Origin of the sequence: Williamsia sp. DF01-3 (assembly GCF_023051145.1) — a bacterium.
In the GTDB taxonomy this organism is placed as follows: Bacteria; Actinomycetota; Actinomycetes; order Mycobacteriales; family Mycobacteriaceae; genus Williamsia.
Map to the genome: position 1 here is coordinate 2212639 of NZ_JALKFS010000005.1, position 20473 is coordinate 2233111.

18 protein-coding genes and 1 pseudogene are annotated in these 20473 nt (G+C 65.3%); 10 read left to right on the plus strand and 9 right to left on the minus strand.

All coding sequences use genetic code 11. The annotated features are described in order from the left end of the window. Positions 1-37: 37 nt before the first annotated feature. Both mfd and MVA47_RS12670 read left to right on the plus strand, forming a co-directional pair. Positions 38-3700 (plus strand): transcription-repair coupling factor, encoded by a 3663-nt coding sequence (gene mfd, locus MVA47_RS12665; RefSeq protein ID WP_374474185.1) that lies wholly within the window; start codon positions 38-40, stop codon positions 3698-3700. Further along, a complete protein-coding gene (locus MVA47_RS12670) occupies positions 3697-4347 on the plus strand; it encodes a MazG family protein (RefSeq protein ID WP_374474186.1) in 651 nt (216 codons plus the stop codon). Before mfd ends, MVA47_RS12670 begins: the two co-directional genes overlap by 4 nt. Positions 4348-4423: 76 nt before the next feature. Here the strand turns inward: MVA47_RS12670 and efeB are convergent, their stop codons facing one another. The 3 genes from efeB to efeU form a co-directional block, all read right to left on the minus strand. Beyond that, positions 4424-5770 (minus strand): iron uptake transporter deferrochelatase/peroxidase subunit, encoded by a 1347-nt coding sequence (gene efeB / locus MVA47_RS12675; protein WP_374474187.1) that lies wholly within the window; start codon positions 5768-5770, stop codon positions 4424-4426. Next, positions 5770-6951 (minus strand): iron uptake system protein EfeO, encoded by a 1182-nt coding sequence (efeO, locus tag MVA47_RS12680; RefSeq protein ID WP_247210741.1) that lies wholly within the window; start codon positions 6949-6951, stop codon positions 5770-5772. The genes efeB and efeO overlap by 1 nt, the downstream gene beginning before the upstream one ends. Before the next feature lie 83 nt (positions 6952-7034). Beyond that, a complete protein-coding gene (efeU, locus tag MVA47_RS12685; RefSeq protein WP_247208212.1) occupies positions 7035-7928 on the minus strand; it encodes an iron uptake transporter permease EfeU in 894 nt (297 codons plus the stop codon). 350 nt (positions 7929-8278) lie between these two features. Between efeU and MVA47_RS12690 the strand changes: the two genes are divergently transcribed. From MVA47_RS12690 to MVA47_RS12710, 5 genes are all read left to right on the plus strand, one after another. Then, the gene (locus MVA47_RS12690; protein WP_235189686.1) at positions 8279-8968 is read left to right on the plus strand and encodes a lytic transglycosylase domain-containing protein; all 690 of its coding nucleotides are present in this window, start codon (positions 8279-8281) and stop codon (positions 8966-8968) included. A gap of 171 nt (positions 8969-9139) precedes the next feature. Next, the gene (gene eno, locus MVA47_RS12695) at positions 9140-10426 is read left to right on the plus strand and encodes a phosphopyruvate hydratase (protein WP_030170791.1); all 1287 of its coding nucleotides are present in this window, start codon (positions 9140-9142) and stop codon (positions 10424-10426) included. Between the two features lie 107 nt (positions 10427-10533). Beyond that, positions 10534-11040, plus strand: a complete 507-nt coding sequence (locus MVA47_RS12700; RefSeq protein WP_247208213.1) for a septum formation initiator family protein — start codon at positions 10534-10536, stop codon at positions 11038-11040. Then, positions 11040-11591, plus strand: coding sequence for a DUF501 domain-containing protein (locus MVA47_RS12705; protein WP_247208214.1), 552 nt, complete (start codon positions 11040-11042; stop codon positions 11589-11591). Before MVA47_RS12700 ends, MVA47_RS12705 begins: the two co-directional genes overlap by 1 nt. Further along, positions 11588-12541: a Ppx/GppA phosphatase family protein gene (locus MVA47_RS12710; RefSeq protein WP_247208215.1), complete on the plus strand. Its 954-nt coding sequence runs from the start codon at positions 11588-11590 to the stop codon at positions 12539-12541. The genes MVA47_RS12705 and MVA47_RS12710 overlap by 4 nt, the downstream gene beginning before the upstream one ends. Here the strand turns inward: MVA47_RS12710 and MVA47_RS12715 are convergent. From MVA47_RS12715 to MVA47_RS12740, 6 genes are all read right to left on the minus strand, one after another. Next, positions 12531-13025 (minus strand): DUF4395 domain-containing protein, encoded by a 495-nt coding sequence (locus MVA47_RS12715; RefSeq protein ID WP_247208216.1) that lies wholly within the window; start codon positions 13023-13025, stop codon positions 12531-12533. The two genes, MVA47_RS12710 and MVA47_RS12715, sit on opposite strands and share 11 nt — an antisense overlap. 89 nt (positions 13026-13114) lie before the next feature. Next, the gene (locus MVA47_RS12720) at positions 13115-13558 is read right to left on the minus strand and encodes a hypothetical protein (protein WP_247208217.1); all 444 of its coding nucleotides are present in this window, start codon (positions 13556-13558) and stop codon (positions 13115-13117) included. A 2-nt stretch (positions 13559-13560) separates the two neighbouring features. Next, complete coding sequence (locus MVA47_RS12725; protein ID WP_247208218.1) at positions 13561-14583, minus strand: MFS transporter; 1023 nt, start codon at positions 14581-14583, stop codon at positions 13561-13563. Further along, a complete protein-coding gene (locus MVA47_RS12730; protein ID WP_023962967.1) occupies positions 14564-14761 on the minus strand; it encodes a hypothetical protein in 198 nt (65 codons plus the stop codon). The genes MVA47_RS12725 and MVA47_RS12730 overlap by 20 nt, the downstream gene beginning before the upstream one ends. A gap of 51 nt (positions 14762-14812) precedes the next feature. Next, a complete protein-coding gene (locus MVA47_RS12735) occupies positions 14813-15928 on the minus strand; it encodes an acyl-CoA desaturase (RefSeq protein ID WP_033335513.1) in 1116 nt (371 codons plus the stop codon). A gap of 42 nt (positions 15929-15970) precedes the next feature. Continuing rightward, positions 15971-17065 (minus strand): ferredoxin reductase, encoded by a 1095-nt coding sequence (locus MVA47_RS12740; protein WP_247208219.1) that lies wholly within the window; start codon positions 17063-17065, stop codon positions 15971-15973. Between the two features lie 146 nt (positions 17066-17211). Between MVA47_RS12740 and MVA47_RS12745 the strand changes: the two are divergent. The 3 genes and pseudogenes from MVA47_RS12745 to MVA47_RS12755 all read left to right on the plus strand — a co-directional run. Next, a pseudogene (locus tag MVA47_RS12745) lies at positions 17212-17943 on the plus strand (TetR family transcriptional regulator); the annotation flags it as partial. Between the two features lie 316 nt (positions 17944-18259). After that, positions 18260-19789: a serine/threonine-protein kinase gene (locus MVA47_RS12750; protein ID WP_247208220.1), complete on the plus strand. Its 1530-nt coding sequence runs from the start codon at positions 18260-18262 to the stop codon at positions 19787-19789. Continuing rightward, on the plus strand, positions 19773-20459 hold the full coding sequence (locus MVA47_RS12755) for a hypothetical protein (RefSeq protein ID WP_247208221.1): 687 nt from the start codon (positions 19773-19775) through the stop codon (positions 20457-20459). Before MVA47_RS12750 ends, MVA47_RS12755 begins: the two co-directional genes overlap by 17 nt. Positions 20460-20473 lie beyond the last annotated feature (14 nt).

Below are 20473 nucleotides of genomic sequence, written 5' to 3' on the forward strand. Positions count from 1 at the left end.
GCCCGGCGGCCCTTGTTCGCACCCGTAAACTGGTCGTGTGACTGGGCCCTCTGCTGCATTTTTCACGGGACAGCTGTCGGGTTTGGCGCAGATCGCGGCGTCGGACGTGGCCCTGACCGGGGTGGTGGCCCAGCTGGGAGCCCCGGAATTGGAGCTGGTGGGCCCACCCGCCGCCCGGCCGTTCCTGATCTCGGCAATGGCGGCGGCCTCCCCGGATCCCGTGCTCGTCGTCGCGGCGACCGGGCGCGAAGCCGATGAGCTCACGGCCCAACTCCGGGACATGATCGGCAAGAGGGTCAGCAACTTCCCGTCGTGGGAGACGCTGCCGCACGAGCGGTTGTCGCCGTCGGCGGACACGGTCGGCCAGCGGCTGCGAGTGCTGCATCGCCTCCGGCATCCCGACGACAGCAGCTACGGCCCACCGCTGAGCGTGGTGGTCACCACCGTGCGTTCGCTGGTGCAACCGATGGCCCCGGGACTCGGCGACCTCGACGTGATCACCCTGCGTGAGGGAGCGGAGGTCGACTTCGATGCATTGATCGAGAAACTGGTCGAACTCGCCTACGCCCGCGTCGACATGGTCGGCAAACGAGGCGAGTTCGCGGTGCGCGGCGGCATCCTGGACGTGTTCCCGACCACCACCGATTACCCGGTGCGCGTGGAGTTCTGGGGCGACGAGATCACCGAGCAGCGTGCCTTCTCGGTTGCCGACCAGCGCAGTCAGCCCGAGGTGGACATGAAGCTCGTCCACATCCATCCGTGCCGGGAACTGCTGCTGACCACCGGGGTCCGGAATCGTGCGGCAGAGCTCGCAGGCGAGATCGCCGGGACCGGCAACGATGTCGAGCGTAGTTCGACCGGTCCGCTGGTGGAGATGCTCACCAAGCTCTCCGACGGGATCGCGACCGAGGGCATGGAAGCGCTGATCCCCGCACTTGTCCCAGGGCAGATGCAACTGCTCACCGAGGTGATGCCGGCGGGCACGCACGTGCTGGTCCTGGATCCCGAGAAGGTTCGTACCCGCGCCTCGGATCTCGCCCGCACCGGCGCCGAGTTCCTCGAGGCGTCGTGGACTGCTGCCGGTGGCGGGGCCGACGCCCCGATCGACCTGGGAGGCATCCTGCACCTGGAGGCCAGCGCATACCGGTCACTCGGTGAGGTCCACACGCAGACCGTCGAGGCCGAACGGCCGTGGTGGACGTTGAGTCCGATGGGAATGGGCACCGAACTCGCGGTCACGCCCGGGCCCGCACCGCGCGGAGACCGCGACGAACTCACCAAAACCTTTGCCTCCCTGCGCCTTCACATCGGCGCAGGTAATCGCGCCGCTGTGGTCGCGGCCGGCGCCGGAACAGCCGAGCGCCTGGTGGAACGACTGGGCGAGGCCGAGGTGGCGGCGCGACTGGCCGAGCCGGGCTCCGTTCCCGAGCCCGGCGTGGTGTCGGTGCTGCGAGGCGCGCTGACCTCGGGACTGGTGCTGCCCGATGCGGGCCTGGTGGTCGCCACCGAAGCCGACCTCACCGGTGCGCGGGTGACCGGCGCCCAGGACGGGCGACGACTCCCGGCCAAGCGACGCAACCAGGTCGACCCACTGGCACTGAACGCCGGCGACATGGTGGTGCACGATCAGCACGGCATCGGCAAGTTCGTCGAGATGATCGAGCGGACGATCGGCGGCGCGCGCCGCGAATACCTGGTCATCGAATACGCACCGAGCAAGCGGGGTCATCCCGGCGACAGACTGTTCGTCCCGATGGACTCGCTCGATCAGCTGTCGCGGTACGTCGGCGGTGAGGCGCCCTCGCTCTCGAAGCTCGGCGGGTCGGACTGGCAGAACACCAAACGCAAGGCGCGCAAGGCTGTTCGCGAGATCGCCGGCGAACTGGTGCAGCTGTATGCGGCCCGGCACGCCGCGCCCGGATACGCGTTCGCGCCCGACACCCCGTGGCAGCGGGAGATGGAAGACGCCTTCGGGTTCACCGAGACCATCGATCAGCTCACCGTGATCGGCGAGGTCAAAGGCGACATGGAGCGGCCGGTCCCGATGGACCGTGTGGTGGTCGGTGACGTGGGCTACGGCAAGACCGAGATCGCCGTCCGCGCGGCGTTCAAGGCCGTGCAGAGTGGCAAGCAGGTTGCGGTGCTGGTGCCCACAACCATTCTCGCGCAACAACATCTGCAGACGTTCACCGAACGCATGTCCGGGTTCCCGGTCACCGTGGCCGGCTTGTCCCGTTTCACCGACACCCGCGAATCACGCAAGGTCACCGACGGTCTCGCCGACGGGAGCATCGACATCGTGGTCGGCACCCACCGACTGCTGGCCTCGGGTGTGCGGTGGAAGGACCTCGGCCTGGTCGTGGTCGACGAAGAACAGCGCTTCGGCGTCGAGCACAAGGAACACATCAAGGCGCTGCGTACCCACGTGGACGTGCTGACCATGTCGGCCACACCGATTCCGCGAACGCTGGAGATGTCGTTGGCCGGTATCCGCGAGATGTCGACCATCCTGACCCCGCCCGAGGAACGGCACCCGGTTCTCACGTATGTCGGTGCCTATCAGGCGAAGCAGGTCGCGGCCGCGATCCGGCGTGAGTTGCTGCGTGATGGTCAGGTGTTCTACGTGCACAACCGGGTGAGCACCATCGACAAGACCGCGGCGTCCATCAAGGAGATGGTGCCCGAGGCCAGGGTCGTGGTGGCACACGGCCAGATGGGCGAGGACCTTCTCGAGCGCACGGTCACGGGTTTCTGGGACCGCGAATACGACGTCCTGGTGTGCACCACGATCATCGAGACCGGCCTCGACATCTCGAACGCGAACACCCTCATCGTCGACCGCGCGGAAGTGCTCGGACTGTCGCAGCTGCACCAGTTGCGTGGCCGAGTCGGTCGCAGCCGCGAACGCGGTTACGCGTATTTCCTGTACAACGGCGACAAGCCGCTCACCGAGACTGCCTACGAGCGATTGTCGACCATCGCGCAGAACAACGAATTGGGCGCCGGTATGGCCGTCGCGCTCAAGGACCTCGAATTGCGTGGCGCCGGAAACGTTTTGGGCGCCGAACAGTCCGGCCACGTCGCGGGGGTCGGATTCGACCTCTACGTGCGACTCGTCGGCGAGGCGGTGGAGGCTTACCGGGCAGCCGCAGACGGACGGCCGATCGCGACCGAGGAAGACCGCGAGGTGCGGATCGATCTGCCGGTGGATGCGCACATCCCGGTCGATTATGTCGATTCGGACCGGTTGCGCCTGGAGGCGTACCGCAAGTTCGCCGCCGCGGACTCGGCCGAGGAGATCGGCGGGGTGGTGGACGAACTGGTCGACCGTTACGGTCCGCTGCCCGAAGAGGTCGCACGGCTGGTGTCGGTGGCCAAGTTGCGGATGCTGGCGCGCGAACTCGGGGTCAAAGAGGTGGGTGTGGCCGGCAGTCAGATCAAGATCTCGCCGCTCAAACTCATGGATTCCCAACAGGTCCGACTCAAGCGGATCTACCCGAGCGTGGTCTATCGTGCGACCACCGGCGTGGTCGGCCTACCCATCCCGCGTACCGGCGGCATCGGCAGCGACAGGGTCCGCGACGTCGAGTTGGTGCAGGTGGTCGCCGACCTCCTGCTGGTTGTCGACGGTCGCACGCCGGGCTCGGTCAACATGCGTGCGGCCGTTCCTGCGGCGGCCGGCACGGCAGGTGGCGCGTGACCGGACGGCCCAGCGGCTGGGAGCTTCTCGCGGCCGTCGAGCTGATGGACCGACTGCGCCGTGACGGACCGTGGGAGCGGGATCAGACGCACGAGTCGCTGCGCCGGTACCTCGTCGAAGAGACCTACGAACTGCTCGACGCCATCGACTCCGGCGACCGCGACCATCTGCTCGAGGAACTGGGCGACATCCTGTTGCAGGTGCTGTTCCACGCCCGGGTCGCGGCCGACCGGCCCGATGACCCCTTCGACATCGACGATGTGGCACGGGCTTTCACCACGAAGATCTCGGCTCGAACCCAGGGTGTGCTCAGCGGGAACGACATCGACCTGCAGACCCAACTCGAGGAATGGGAGACCCGAAAGGCGGCGGAGAAGGCCAGGGGATCGGTACTCGACGGCATCGCCACCGGTCAGCCGGCCCTGGCGCTGGCCCAGAAGGTACTCGAACGCCTTGCCGCTGCCGGTTTTCCGGACGACCTCGTTCCCGACGCCGTACGTTCTGTCCGGGTGGTTGCCGACGGGCCGAGTGTCGAGGACGCCCTGCGCGCCGCGGTTCTCCAGTTCATGGCCGACATCCGCGTTGCCGAGGCCGCAGGGCCCGGGCCGAGAACAGCCGAGTTCTGGCGCACCAACCTCCCCCGATAACCCGATATTGGTGGGTTAGGGTGAGCCCGACCTGCGGATTCACTCGCCCGAACCCACCATTTCCGGAGGGGCTGGACTATTCGAAGAGGTGTTGACCCCAGTATTCGCCCTCGTTGATCCCGGGTGGGCAGGCGAACAGTGCACTGCCGGTGTGCATCAGATACTCCATCATCGCGTCCTTGGTGGAGAGCGCACGCTGCATGGGGACGAATTGCTTGTGCGCGTCGCGGCAATAGGCGATGAAGAACAGACCGGCGTCGAGGTGTCCGAAGCCGTCTGAACCGTCGGTGAAGTTGTAGCCGCGGCGCAGGATCCGCACGCCGTCCAGGTTGTTCGGATGTGCCAGGCGCACATGGGCATTGCGGGCGATGAGCGGTCCGGTGCCGTCGCCGATCGCGAAGTCGGGTTCGTCGAATTCGTCTACTTTGCCCAGAGGGGCGCCGTTGCCTTTGAAGCGGCCGACGATCTGTTCCTGTTCCAGGAGCATCGCCCGGTCCCACGGTTCGATGTCCATCCGGATGCGCCGGGCCACCAGGTACGACCCGCCGGTCATCCACTGTGCGCCGGCGGGGTTGTCGCTCTCGGCCACCCAGACATGCTCGTCGAGCGCCTTGGTGTCGGTGGCCTTGATGTTGGCTGTTCCGTCCTTGAAGCCGAACATGTTCCGCGGTGTCGCCTGGGATGTGGTGGTCGACGACGTGCGACCGAAACCGAGCTGCGACCACCGCACACTCACCACGCCGAACCCCATCCTCGCCAGATTCCGGATTGCGTGTACCGCCACCTGTGGATCGTTCGAGCAGGCCTGCACGGCGATGTCGCCGAAGCTGCGGGTGCGCTCGATGGCATCGGCGACAAAGGGTGGGAGGTCAACCAGCGCAGCGGGTTTGCGGTCGGCGATGCCGAAGCGGTCCACCCCGGCGGGATTGGACGCGCTCGGCCCGAACAGTCCGGGCCCGAAGCCGATGGTGAGCGTCAACGATGCAGCGGACAGGCCGATGGCCTCGCCGGTGTCGGCCGGGGGCGTGTAGTCGCCCATGTCGAGAGCACCGCCTTCGACGGTGTCGAGACCGCGGGTCATCCGCTCGGCCGCGGCGGTCCAGCGTCGCAGCATGTCCACCAGCTCTTCTCGGGAGTCGGTGATCACGTCGAACGAGGCGAAGTGCAGGCGGTCCTGGGCCTCGGTGATGATGCCCGCCTGCCGTTCGCCGTAGAACGGGACGATGTGGGCGTTGGCGTCGGCCTGCGATTCGGCTGCGGTGGACCGTCCCACCGCAGCGCCGCCGACGGCCGCAGCTGCGACCGCACCCACGCCGGCGGCACCCAGCACCACCCGGCGGGTCACGCCGGCATGGTGTCGGGGCTGCTCGGACGGGGTGTCGGCCGGCTTGTCGGCGGCCCGCCTGTCGTCGGGTCCCTCCACTACTGACCCATCACAAGCCCCGGAACCAGGCTCAGGCTCTGCGACAGCGCATCGATCTGGTCGGAGAACGCTTTGCGCGCTTCTTCGGGCACCTGGTCGTACGACTTGTATCCGTCACCTTCGCGGTACTGCTCCACGGACTGCCGGACGGTGGCGAACTGTGCCGTGATCTTGTCCATCAGTTCGGGATTCTTGGCGGCGATGATGGGCTGCATCGCAGCGATCAGCGTCTCGGAACCATCGACGTTGGCTGCGAAATCCCACAAATCGGTATGGCTGTAACGATCTTCCTCGCCCCCGACCTTCGTGGCCGCGACCTCATCGATCAGCGCCTGCGGACCCTTCACGAAAGAGCCTGTCTCGAAAGTGAAGTCGGGCTTGTCGACCTCGGTCTTGAGCTCGTTCACGTTGGCCAGCAGTTCGTCCGCGGCCTTGTCTGCCTCGGTCTTGTTGTCTGTCTTCTGGGCGTTGTCGAAGTCGGCCTGGGTCACATCACCGGGGTTCTCGCCCACATCGGACTGCTGCGGCGGCCACAGGAAACGCTCGAGACGGTGGAAACCGGTGAACGGCTGGGCGCCGTCTTCGGTGTCATCCCAACGCATGTCGATTGCGGGGTCGAGGTCGGGGAACGACTCGGCAACCGGCTCGATCCGCTCGAAGAATGTGCGGGTGAGGCCGAACTGCGCCTTCGCGGCCTCCAGGTCGCCCGACTTCACGGCCTCGACGAAGATGGCGGTCTGCGCGGCGAATCCGTTGACCTGCCCGCGCACGTAATCGAGGTAGCTGGCCTTGGCCTGTTCGACGTCGGCCGGGGCCTTGGCCTTTTCCTTCGTCTCCCCGGTGACCTCGAGTTGCTTGCGGATACCGGTGCCTACCATGCCCGGTTTGCATGCCGTCTCATACGTGCCGGGTTCGACGATCTCGACCGTCAGCTTGCCGGTCAGACCGGGGCCGATGTTCTCGACCTCGCCGAGCACTCGATTGTTGTTGCCGTACACGTAGAACTCGGTGATCTTGTTGCCGTTGTTCGTCACGTTGAACGACACGTCGCCGGTCTGGGCGTCGGTGGCCGCGAGGTCGCAGCTCTCATCGGTTGAGGTCACCGCGATGTCACCTTCGGACGGCTCCGATTTGTCGGTGCATGCCGCGAGGAACACGGGGCCGACGACAGCCGCGCACATGAGTGCAACGACTTTCGTGGCTCGGGTGGGATTCTTCAAGGGGGTGCTGCCTTTCTTGGGTGGCGCGGGAGGCCGGGCGTCGATCAGACGGTGGCCGAGGTGGGGGTCGGTGCCGGGGGAGTGGCGGGATTCTCACGCCTTGTCGGCCACAGGAACGCGGTCATGACGATGACGAGGTAGGCCGCCCAGCCGGTCACCTGGAGCACGGTGGGATCGGGCCGGAAGTTGAAGATGCCGGCCAGAACCGTGCCGTACCAGGACGTCTGGTCGTAGTGGTCGGTGATGTCGAAGGCGATGTTCGACAACCCCGGGATCCAGTTGACGGTCTGCAGTGCACGGATCGCGTAGGCGAACATCCCGGCGGCGACGAAGACAAGGAACGCGCCGGTGTAGGTGAAGAACTTCTGGAAGTTGATCCGGACGGTGCCCTGGTACAGGAGGACGGTCAGCGCCACCGCCCCGACCACGCCGATGATCAGACCGATCAGAGGCCAGTTGCTTCCCGATGTGTTCTCCGCGTATCCGACCATCAAGAGGGCGGTCTCGACGCCTTCGCGACCGACGGCCAGGAATGACAGCAGGACAACGGCGCCGGCCCCCACTTCGAGGGCCCGGGTCATCGACTGCCTGAGTTCACCGGAGATCGACGCCGCGGCCTTCTTCATCCACAGCACCATGAACGTCACGATGACCACTGCGGCCAGTGAAGTGACTCCCGCGATCGCTTCAGCGGTGAGCCCGGTGAGGGTGGACGTGCCGTAGTGGATGGCCGCGAAGATGATCAGCACCATGGCGACCGCAGCGCCCACCCCGAGCCACACCCACTTCAACGCGTCGCGGCGGTCGGACTTCACGAGGAACGCGACGAGGATCATCACGACGATCCCGGCTTCGAGGCCCTCACGCAGACCGATCAGCCCACTGCCGAACAGCTGCGTCCCCACCGATGGTGCCGAGCCGGTGTCAGCCAGGTTCACGGTGTGGGCTCCTCGTGCATCAGATTAGGGTCGCGTTGCCTAATTCGGCGATCGTACAGCCAGATTGCAGGAACTCCGAGCGGCGCCCGAGAGTTGGTTGGCTGGGTGTACACGCCCGTTACCTGCGAATACGGACATATCGGGCATAGTGGTCGGGGCGGCGGCAGGGCATCGGCGATTCGTTCCCGTGTCGCCGGAGATGTGTCGGGCACAGTGGGTGAGTGACCGGTGAGCGGTTCACGAGGACGGAAGTGAGGATGACGGTGGTGCCTTCGCGACGGCGACGACCCCGAATCGGTGTGCGGTCGACCGCCGGACGGACAGTGGCTGCCACGGCCATCGCCTCGGCGATGTTCCTGACCGCAGGCTGCCTCGATCTGCCGTCGAAATCGAAGGTCGCCATCCCCGAGGGCATACCGCCCAATCCGGGTGCGCCCGTTCCCTACATCGACATCAACACCCCCGGGCGCACGGCAGAACTGCTGCGCGACTGGGCGACTCCCATCTCCGAACAGACCCGGATCCCGTTGGTGGCACTGGAGGCGTACGGCAATGCCGCGGAGATCCAGCGCCAGCAACACCCCGAGTGCGGCATCACCTGGACCACTCTCGCCGGGATCGCCGGGGTCGAAAGCAAACATGGGCGCTACCGCGGAGCCGACATCGCGGCGAACGGGGACGTGTCCCCGGAGATCCGTGGTGTTCCGCTCGACGGGACACAGGGCAACGCGACCATCAACGACACCGACGGCGGCGTTCTCGACGGTGACGACCAGCTCGACCGCGCCATGGGGCCTTTCCAGTTCATCCCCACCACGTGGGAACGCTTCGGCGTCGACGCCAACGGTGATGGGCGTGCCGACATGGACAACATCGACGACGCAGCGCTGTCTGCGGCGCGCTACCTCTGCGTGTCCGGCGGCGACATGACCACTCCCGAGGGTTGGGAGAACGCGGTCAAGGTCTACAACAACTCGATGCAGTACGTACTGGATGTGCGTGACCACGCCAACGCCTACTCGGTCAACGTCGCCTACTGACCGATTCCCCACCGTCTCGATCGCGCCGTCTCGATTTCCCAGCCGCCCGGTCGGTGAGTCAAGTCGGTATGGCGAGGGGTTGGGCACTAGTCTTTGTAGCGATACTCGCCGCACCCGCGATGGTGCGTGCGCTGAACGTGGAGTGACATCCCAACTCGAAGGAGATATGCCGTGGCCAGCATCGATCAGGTCGGAGCGCGCGAGATTCTCGACTCGCGGGGCAATCCCACAGTCGAGGTGGAGGTGGTACTGGACGACGGCACCTTCACCCGCGCTGCGGTGCCTTCCGGCGCATCGACCGGTGAGCACGAGGCAGTCGAGCTGCGCGATGGCGGCGACCGCTACGGCGGCAAGGGCGTCACCAAGGCGGTCGAGGCCGTCCTCGGGGAGATCGCTCCCGCTGTGATCGGCATCGAGGCAGACGATCAGCGTCTCGTCGACCAGGCGTTGTTGGACCTGGACGGCACGCCGGACAAGTCGCGACTGGGCGCCAACGCGTTGCTTGGTGTGTCGCTTGCCGTGGCCAAGGGCGCCGCCGAGTCGGCCGGCCTGCCGCTGTTCCGCTACCTCGGCGGACCGAACGCCCACATCCTCCCCGTGCCGATGATGAACATCCTCAACGGCGGCGCACACGCCGACACCGGCGTCGACGTCCAGGAATTCATGGTCGCGCCGATCGGTGCAGCGACGTTCAAGGAGTCACTGCGCTGGGGCGCCGAGGTGTACCACTCCCTCAAGTCCGTGCTCAAGGCCAAGGGTCTTGCCACCGGGCTGGGCGATGAGGGCGGCTTCGCCCCCGACGTGGCCGGTACCCGCGCAGCTCTGGAACTCATCAGCGAGGCCATCGGCAAGACGGGTCTCAAGCTCGGCACCGATGTGGCTCTGGCCCTGGACGTGGCAGCCACCGAGTTTCACACCGAGGGAACGGGTTACGCCTTCGAGGGCAAGACCCACACTGCTGCCGAGATGGCCGATTTCTACGCGGCACTGATCACCGAGTTCCCGATGGTCTCCATCGAGGACCCGCTGTCCGAGGATGACTGGGACGGCTGGGTTGCCCTCACCGAGTCGATCGGCGACAAGATCCAGTTGGTCGGCGACGACCTCTTCGTCACCAACCCCGAGCGCCTCGAAGACGGCATCAACCGCGGCGCGGCGAACGCACTGCTGGTGAAGGTGAACCAGATCGGCACCCTGACCGAGACCCTCGACGCTGTCGCGCTGGCACACAACAACGGCTACAAGTCGATGATGAGTCACCGTTCCGGAGAGACCGAGGACACCACCATCGCCGATTTGGCAGTGGCGTGCAGCTGTGGCCAGATCAAAACCGGCGCTCCCGCTCGCAGCGAGCGCGTCGCGAAATACAACCAGCTGCTCCGCATCGAAGAAGGCCTCGGCGACGCCGCCCGGTACGCCGGTGACCTCGCCTTCCCGCGGTTCTCCTTCGAAGGCTGATCGGTACCGAACGGGTTGATGGATCGATGATGATGGCCGAGAGACGAAACCGGAGGCGGGGCGGCTCCGATGCGCCCCGCGGGAACCGGAGACGGACCTCGGCCGACGTGAAGCACGGGCCGTCGCGCTCCGGGTCACGAGGTGCGCCCAGTCCTGGGCCCGCCCGTTCCCGGAGCGCGAATCGGCAATCCGCGGCATCGTCGACGACGTTCCCCCGTACCGCGTCGGCACTCTCCTCGCGGTGGGAGAACATCAACCCGAAGCGGGCAGTGGTACTCGCGGCGGTTCTGAGTCTTCTGGCGCTGACCTTGGCGGTGCCCATGCGGACGTATTTCTCGCAGCAGACCGAGTTCGACGAACTCCGCGCCAGCAACGCTCAGCTGCAGGTGCAGGTGCAGGAGTACGAAGAGAAGGTGGCCGAGCAGAACGATCCGGCCTACATCGAAGCGCAAGCCCGCGAGCGTTTGCAGTTCGTGATGCCGGGGGAGAAGCCGCTGCTGATGCAGTACCCGGTTCCTCCGGAGAAGACAGAAGAAGAACGTGAAGCCGAGAGGGTGGCGGCCAACCCTTGGTACACAAGCCTGTACAACTCGATCTCGGTTCCCGAGAAGTGATGGCGGAGTCCGAGCAGGGGTCAGAAGCGGGTTCGGCTGTCTCGCAAGAAGATCTCGACGCGGTTGCCGAGCAGCTCGGCCGGGTGCCGCGCGGGGTGCTGGAGATCAGCTACCGCACGCCCGACGGACGGCCCGCCGTGGTCAAGACGGCGCCGCGACTGCCCGACGGCACGCCGTTCCCCACGCTTTATTACCTCACCGACCCGCGGCTCACGGCTGAGGCCAGCCGCCAGGAGTCGGCCGGGGTGATGCGTGACATGACCGCGCGTCTCGCCGACGACCCGGAGTTGGCCCAGCACTACCGGCGAGCGCACGAGTCCTATCTCGCCGAGCGTGATGCCATCGAACCGCTCGGAACAGACTTCACCGGCGGGGGGATGCCACAGCGGGTCAAATGCCTGCACGTCCTCATCGCGCACTCGCTCGCGAAGGGTCCGGGAGTGAACCCTCTGGGCGACGAGGCGGTCTCCCTTGCCGCAGACGCCGGCCTGCGAGGCACCGCGGTACCGGAGGATTGGCCGCGGACGCCGGCAGCGGACACCCCGAAATGACCCAGGTTGTCGCCGCGGTCGACTGCGGCACCAATTCCATTCGCCTTCTGGTGGCGTGCGGCGGCGACGGCGGTCTGGTGGACCTCTACCGCGAGATGCGTGTTGTCCGTCTGGGCCAAGGGGTCGACGCGACGGGCGCATTCGCCGCTGAAGCCATCGAGCGCACGCGGCAGGCTCTGGCCGAGTACGTGGACGTGATGAAGGCGCATGGCGTGAGCGCTGTGCGGATGGTCGCCACCTCGGCCACGCGTGACGCGGCGAACCGGGACGACTTCTTCGCGATGACCCGGGAACTGCTCGGCGAGGTTGTTCCGGGCGGTGTGGCCGAGGTGATCACGGGCGACGAGGAAGCCCGATTGTCGTTCGCAGGGGCTGTGGGCGATCTCGATCCGGCACAGGGTCCATTTGTTGTCGTCGACCTCGGTGGCGGTTCCACCGAGGTGGTCGTCGGCGACGAGCAGGGAGTGCACGCCGCGTACTCGGCGAACGTCGGTTGCGTGCGGTTGACCGAACGGTGCCTGCACAGCGACCCGCCCACGAAATCCGAGATCGACGAGGCGCAGGAGGTCATCAGAGAGCTTCTGGCAGAAGCTTTTACGCATGTATCGGTGGCCGATGCGCGCACCTTCGTCGGCGTCGCGGGCACGATGACCACCCTTGCCGCACTGGCTTCGGGTTTGTCCGAGTACAACCCGGAGGTCATTCATCTGTCCCGAGTGGGCTTCGACGACCTCGCCCGTGTCTGCTGGGATCTGGTCGGGATGCCGCGCGCCGAGCGTGCCGCTCTGGGGCCGATGCACGAGGGCCGGGTGGACGTCATCGGTGGCGGGTCGCTGGTGACGCTGGAACTGGCCCGGGTGATCGCCGAGCAGAGCCCGATCCGAGAGATGGTCGTCTCCGAACACGACATCCTCGACGGAATCGCGCTGTCACTTCTCGCTAAGAGCTGACCTGTTCACCGGCCGGGCGCCGGAGCGAGATGTTGTTACACGCCTCGCAGACACTCTCGGGGATGACGCCGTGGCGTTGCAGGAAGCCGAAGACGGTGCAGCCGAGGCAGAATCCGAGCGCCGATTCGAGCAGCGCTGCGACGATGAGAATGCCGGTGACGATCTGTGCGGCGAGCCCGAGTCCGAGAAGCGACAGGATCAACGCCGCGCCGCTGACGACAAGCCCGATGGTCTGGGCGAATCGTTTGGGTGGCCCGGGGACCAGCTTTGTCTTCTTGATCAGGTACGGCACGATCACCCTCACGGACAACTGACCGAACGGCGACAGAGTCGGGCCGGACGCGACACGTAGGGCGAACCCGACCGCCAACAGCGCGTAGACGACGGGGTTGTTCACCGCGACGGCGACGACGGCCAGGAGCACGACCAGCCCGGCGGTGGATCGGGCAGCGTAGTCGTTGACCGGATTGGGAAAAGTCAGCACAGAGACAGGCTACGGACTCACCGGCCGAAACCCGGAAGTGGTGGGTTCTGGTGAGCGTGACCTGGTCAAACGCCCGCCCGAACCCACCATCATCGGGCTTCGGCGGCGAGTCGGGCTTCCTCGAGCTCGGCGATACGCTCCTGCTCTTCGGCATGCTTGCGCACCGCACCCAGCCCGGGCAGCAGGAAGCTCGCCGCGGCACACAATGCGTAGCCGCAGATGGGAACCCAGGCAGCAATCGACAACGCGTGCAACAACTCTGGCTGCGAGTAGCGTCCCGCCTCCCCGAAGAACAGCACGCCGGTGACGGCGACGCCGACTGCGCCGCCGATCTGCGCGAACGTGTTGAGGGTGCCGGACGCCGCTCCCGAGTCCTCCACGTCGACAGTCGACAGCGCGATGTCGAGCAGGGGAACCAGCATGATGGTCAGGCCCAGCCCGGCCAGACCCATCGGGATGACGGTGTCCCAGCTCGAGAAGCTCTCGTCGGCCGACCGGATCGTGACGATGGTCCAGGCGGTTCCCGAGCTCATCATCAGCCCCCGATCAGCGGAAGGTTCCGGCCGAGCCGGGTGGTCAGCGCGGCTGCGACACCGGCGGCCAACACCGCCCCGATGCTGAAGGGCAGTGTCATAGCGCCGGCCGCGATGGCCTCGAATCCGAGACCGACCTGGACGTAGAGAGCAAGGATCAGGAAGAACGAGGTGATGGACCCCTGGAAAAGGAACTGGATGGCCGATCCGCCCACGAACCCGCGGTTGCCGAACAGGCGCAGGGGGATCAGTGCGTCGGTGATCGTCCGCCGCTTCTGCTGAAAGACGAACGCGGTCAGCACCACAGGCGACAACGCCATCAGAACGAATGACCAGGCGGGCCAACCGAGCTGACGGCCCTCGACGAGCGGGTAGACGAGCAGCAGCACGCCACCCACCGCCAGCACCACACCGACGATGTCGAGGTCGCGGACTTCCTCGGATTTGGTGTTGGGGACCAGGAAGAACCCGGCGACAGCGATGACGATGCCGATCGGCAGGTTGATGAAGAAGATGGAGCGCCACTCGCCGCCGATGGGGTTGTTGGTGACCAGCCAGCCGCCGAGGACCGGCCCGATCACCGCCGCCATGGCAGTGATGGTTCCCAGGATGGCGAAGATCGGTGCCCGCTCTTTGGGGCGGTACAACGCCTGCACGCTGGCGAGTACCTGGGGAACCATCAATCCGGCGAAGAATCCCTGCAGTACACGCGAGGCGACCAGAATGCTGCCGGTCTGGGCGGTGGAGGCCAGGACAGACGCGAGGGTGAATCCGATGATTCCGATGAGGAAGATCCGTTGGCGGCCGTAGCGGTCACCGAGCCGGCCGGCGGTGATCAAAACGCCCGCGAACGCCAGGACGTACCCGCCGACGAGCCACTCGATCTGTGCCGGGCTCGCGCCGAGGTCGTCCCGGATGGACGGAATGGCGACATTGACGATCGTGACGTCCATCAGATCCATGAACATCGCGAAGGTCAATATCGCCATCGCGAGATTGCGGCGTTTATACGTCGGGTTTGTCATCCCGAGCTTTCTTCGCCGCTTCCCGCATCTCGATACCGTCGGAGATCAGGTCGCCGATCTCCCGTGTGACATCGATGACCGCCCCGGTGATGATCGAGGCGATCCGTCCCACCCGGTGGGCGGTCGACTCGATCATCTCCTGGGCTGTGTCTTTGTTTCGCTCGAATCGCGAGACCATGGGACCCTTCCGTGTCTGCGCTGACAGCGGCCCAGCCCCTGGTGACGGGTGCTAAGCGGCGACTTTGGACTCGACCTTAACACTGAACTGGGCGTCATCTGCCACCAGGAAATTCGGAAGCGACAGACGCGCGATCTTGCGCCAGGTCGAGCCGATCTGGTGGCTGAAACTGCCGGTGTTGTAAGGCAATCCGTATCGTTCGCACAGTTCCTTGACCTCGCCTGCGATCTGCGGGTACCGGTTGGCCGGGATGTCCGGGAACAGGTGGTGCTCGATCTGGTGCGAGAGGTTGCCGCTCATGATGTGGAACAGGGGTGTGCCGGTGATGTTGGCCGACCCCAGCATCTGCCTCAGGTACCACTGGCCGCGGGTCTCGTTCTCGGTCTCTTCCTGGGTGAAAGTCTGTACGCCCGAGGGGAAGTGGCCGCAGAAGATGATCGAGAAGGTCCAGAGGTTACGGATGAGGTTGGCGCTGACGTTGCCGACCAGCGTGGTGACGAAGAACGGTCCGGTGAGCGCCGGGTAGACCACGTAGTCCTTGAGGACCTGGCGGCGGGCTTTGCGCCACATCCCCTTGGCGAGACCCTTGATGTCGGTCCACTTGCGCTTGCCCTGGACGATGTTCTCCACCTCGAGGTCGTGCAGCATCACGCCCCACTCGAACAGCACCATCAGGGCGCTGGCCCAGATCAGGTTGCCCAGGTAGTAAGGGTTCCAGTTCTGGTCGCGGTCCATGCGCAAGATGCCGTAGCCGATGTCGCGGTCCTGGCCGACGATGTTGGTGAAGGTGTGGTGCATGTAGTTGTGGCTGTGGCGCCACTGGTCGGCGGGACACACTGTGTCCCACTCGAACTCGCGCGAGTTCAGGCTCTGCTCGCGCATCCAGTCGTACTGACCGTGCATCACGTTGTGGCCGATTTCCATGTTGTCGAGGATCTTCGACACGCTCAGTGCGCCCACTCCGGCAAGCCAGGCCGGCGGGATGAACGGGAAGTACATGAGTGCGCGGCCGGCGACCTCGAGGGTGCGCTGAGCCTTGATGATCGAGTAGATGTATTCGCGGTCGGCTTCGCCGAGGTCGGCGACGACCCGTGCTTTGAGGGCGTCGAGCTCGCGACCGAGCTCGTCGACCTGATCGTCCGTGAGTACCAGTTGAGTGCTTGTCATTGAGGACTCCTGATGGTGGTGGGTGGGCGTTGGCGGCGAGCGTCAGATGTCGATGACGCAGTCGCCGACCGGCGCGCTGATGCAGAGCTGGATGTGCTTGTCGGTTTCGCTGTCGGTCTCGCCGGTGAGGATGTTCTTCGTCAGCCCGGACTTCTTGACCGCACTGCAGGAGAAGCAGATCCCCATCCGGCAGCCGAACTCGGGTGACAGGCCGGTGTTCTCTGCCTGCTCGAGAATCGACGAGCCGTCGTTGTCGGTCTCCTTGCCGCTTCCGGCGAATTGCAGACGACCGTGCGCTGGAGCGCCGTCGTCGGCTGCCGGGGTCACCAATACGAACTGCTCGGTGTGTAGCCGTTCCTCGGCGCCATTGGCACTGAGGTGATCGGTGACGGACTCGTGCAGTGCCGGAGGCCCGCAGAGGAACACCTCGGTGGATGCGAGATCCACATAGGAGAGGTGGTCGGCGCAGAAGTACGTGCGCGCCGAGCCTCCTGCCGACTGCTCGTCGCCGGGTCGGGTGAAGTGTGTGGTGATCGTCCAGTCGGGGCGGGCAGTGGCGATCGAAGCCAGCGCGTCGGCGTAGGGGTGATCCTGCGGACTGCGCGCATAGTGGACGAACGTGACGTCGCCCCGGTGCTTTTCGTCAACAAGTGTTCTCAACATTGAGAGCACGGGTGTAATGCCGCTCCCGCCGCTGATGAACAGCATCGAATCCGGACGTTCCGAGGGCATCGTGAATGTCCCGGTGGCCGGTTGGAGACCGAGGACCTGGCCCGCCTGCGCGTGGTCGCGCAGGTGCTTGGAGACGAAGCCGTCGTCGTGGGCAGTCAGGGTCAGTTCGATGACGTCCTGGCGTTTCGCGCTGCTGGCCGGCGAGTAGCAACGGCTGTGCCGAACACCGTTGATCACGGTGCTGAGCTGCACGAATTGTCCGGGTTCAAAGCCTGTCCACTGACGGGTCGGCCTGAGGGTGAGGGTTACCGATCGCGGTGAGTGGCGATCGACCCGTAGTACTTCGGCCCGGAGATCACTCCAGGTGATGCGAGGGTCGAACAGTTCGAGATAGCGGTCCACAGGGTGGGGCGTCAGGGCTACTTCTAGCACCGAGCCGAGAATTCCGGAGAGTGACTTCGGCATCCGCACTTCCTTCCGTTCAGTGAACAACTGTACACAAACAGTGTCGCATCCCATGGGTCTGCGAAGTCAAGGGTTCTCGGTGTAACCGCCATCACCTTCTCAGGGTCTTTCGCAGCGTGGGCCGGACGCGGTACCCGAATCGGCCGGTGCACGGACGTACACTGACCTGCGTGTCGCGGAGTTCGAAACACCACAGTTCGAGTAGCCGAAGTGCTGCACGTCGTGACTCGGCCTCCACCGAACGCATTGCCGACGCGACGCGGACGCGTGCCGAACAGAAGAGCCGCACTCGACAGGCATTGCTCGATCAGACCCTGGAGTTGGTGGGAGAACGCAGCTTCTCCTCGATCAGCCTGCGTGAGGTCACCAAACGTGCGGGCATCGTTCCGACTGCGTTCTATCGCCACTTCGCGTCGATGGAAGAGGTCGGTGTCACGCTCGTCGAAGACGCCATGCGGACCTTGCGCAGGATGTTGCGAGAAGGACGTCGTGACCTTGCAGCGCGAGCGGCGGTGCCGACGGCGAAGGAGTCGCTGGCGGTGCTGGTCCGGCAGGCGCACGCCAACGAAGCACAGTTCCGGTTTCTGGTTCGCGAACAATACGGCGGTATCAGTGAGGTCCGCCGCGCCATCGACACCGAGCTCAAGTTGTTCTCGCGCGAGCTCGCCATCGATCTCTCGCGCATCCCGGAGCTGTCCGAGTGGCCCGCCGACGATCTCGAGCTCGCCGGCGACCTGATCGTGACGGTGATGCTGCACGCGGTAGCCGAATTGGTCGAACTCGATCGCCGCAACACCCAAGAAGAGGCCGATCTCATCGAGCGGACCGAGAAGCAGATCGTGATGATCTTCTTGGGGATGGGGAGTTGGCGGCCCGCGGAAACGGAGCGGAGCGGACCTCGACCAGAGACCGAGACGGAGCGGAGCGGATCTCGACCATTGGCGGAGACGGAGCGGAGCGGAGCTCGACCGTCGGCGGAGACGGAGCGGAGCGGAGCTCGACCGTTGGCAGAGACAGAGACGGACCGAGACGAACCAGCGACTGCTGATTCGTAGCAGCGGACCGTTACCAGCGCCTACCCCAGCCATATGTGGCACGTTCGGACCACAATCCTGTTTTTTGGCCACGACGCCGAACTAGGATGATGGTTTTCAGTGGTCGCGGGGGATCGCACCTGGTAATCGGAGGCGAACAATGACCGAGGGCACTCGGACAGGAACACAGTTCGGGGTCTACCGGCTTGACGCAATGATTGGTCGGGGCGGAATGGGCGAGGTCTATCGGGCCTACGACACGGTGAAAGACCGTACGGTCGCGGTGAAGCTCCTCAATCCCGAACTCGCTCAAGACCCGACGTATCAGGAGAGATTTCGGCGCGAGTCGCACGCTGCTGCCCGGCTGCAGGAGCCACATGTTGTCCCTATCCACGACTGGGGCGAGATCGACGGGGTTCTGTACATCGATATGAGATTGGTCGCCGGCGCCGACCTACGTGCCGTGCTTCGTAGCGGCGGCGCGATGAATCCTTCCCGTGCAGTTTCGATCGTCGAGCAGGTGGCCGGCGCACTTGACGCCGCGCACGCCGATGGGCTGATCCATCGCGACATCAAACCCGAGAACATTTTGCTGGATGAGAACGACTTTGCCTATCTTGTGGACTTCGGCATCGCGCATTCCGGCGACGACTCCCAATTGACGGTTGCGGGGCTGGCAATCGGGTCCTATCGCTATATGGCGCCCGAACGCTTCGACAACGATCTGGTCACTCCTGCGGCCGACGTGTACTCCTTGACTTGTGTTTTGTACGAATGCTTGACGGGATCAACTCCCTATCAGGCGGACACACTGACTTCCGCAGTCAAAGCCCACGTGATGAGTGCTCCGCCGTTGCCGAGTCGGCAGAACCCAGGGATCCCCGTTGGATTCGATCAGGTGATAGCGCAAGGTCTTGCGAAGTCACCCGAGCACCGATTCGGCAGTGCGGGCCTGTTGGCCAACGCGGCTCGGGAAGCACTTACGAAATCGCATCCGACAAAGGGTTACACCGTGGCGGATGGACCAATTGGTCCGGGCTTCGGAAGCGGTGCCGGCTACGCCGGCGTCGGTACGAACCAGGGTTTCGGCGCAGCATTCAATCCGACCATGCAGAGCGGGCCGATGTCCCCGGGGCCGGGCTACCAGCCTGCAGCATCAGCCGGCTACTACGCGAATCCGGGATTCGCCGGCGCGGGGCCAGGCGCCGGAATGCAACCGGCCTCGCAGTCGAAGGCATTCATCGGGCTTTTGCTGGGGCTCATTGTTCTTGCCCTCATTGGTCTCGCAGCGTTGCTCGTATGGTTTGTGCGCAGCCAGGACGAGTCCGGTGCCGACGCGGACGTAGCGGTGAGTACGTTCACCGAAACTCAAGCGCCGGCAAGTCAACAAGCGCCGCAGATTGCCGCGCCTGCCGGTCGTGGCGTCCCGCCGGCGGGCTCCACACTGTGTCCGCCAATTTATGGCCCGCTCGGCGTCTTCACCGGTTCGGCGATCGGGTCACCCGTGACCAGTTGCGCGTTCGCCGAAGAGGTTCGAGCCGGGTACGTCAGGGGTGGATCACCCGGTGAAGCCCGGCCGGTGGTGGCTACCAGCCCGATCACCGGGCAGACGTACACGATGAACTGCGTGCCGACCGCGACTGCAACCACGTGCACGGGCGGAGAAAATGCCGTTGTCCATCTCTACTGACCGATTCCGCGCGGTCGCCGCAGTGTCGGTGATGCTGTGTGCGGCACTGTGGGTCACGGGGTGCGCGAACCCCGGATCATCGACGCCTCGAACCTCCGTCACCACGGTGACCGTCACGCCGAGTGGCGCATCAGTTCCCGCTACCGGGTCGCCCCCCGCGAACCCGGACGCATCACCAGCCGTCGCGAACGGGGTATCGCCATCTTTGGCGAAGGCACTGACGGCGGTTCTGTCCCAGCAACCGGGGTCTGTCGGTGTCGCGATCGGACCAGTGGGCGGCGACCTGCCGGCTCAGGCGTTCGGCAACCTCGACACCGATGTCGCCTGGTCCACGATCAAGGTGCCACTTGCCCTTGCCGCCCAGCGGGCCGGTGGACGAATGGCGTTGTCGGCCATCACGGAGGCGATCGTGAACTCCGACAACGCGGCTGCCGAGCAACTGTGGTCGATGCTCGGAACGCCGGCGCAGGCCGCGGCGGCAGTTCAACGGGTGTTGGCCGAATCCGGAGACACCAAGACGGGTGGTCGAGTCGCAACGCGTGCGCTCGGGATTCACCGCATTCGGCCAAACCGAGTGGAGTCTCGTCGATACAGCCGATTTCGCGTCGCAGCTGCCTTGCCAGTCGGACAGCAAGAATGTCCTCACGTTGATGCGGGAAGTCGCAGGTAACCAACAGTGGGGAA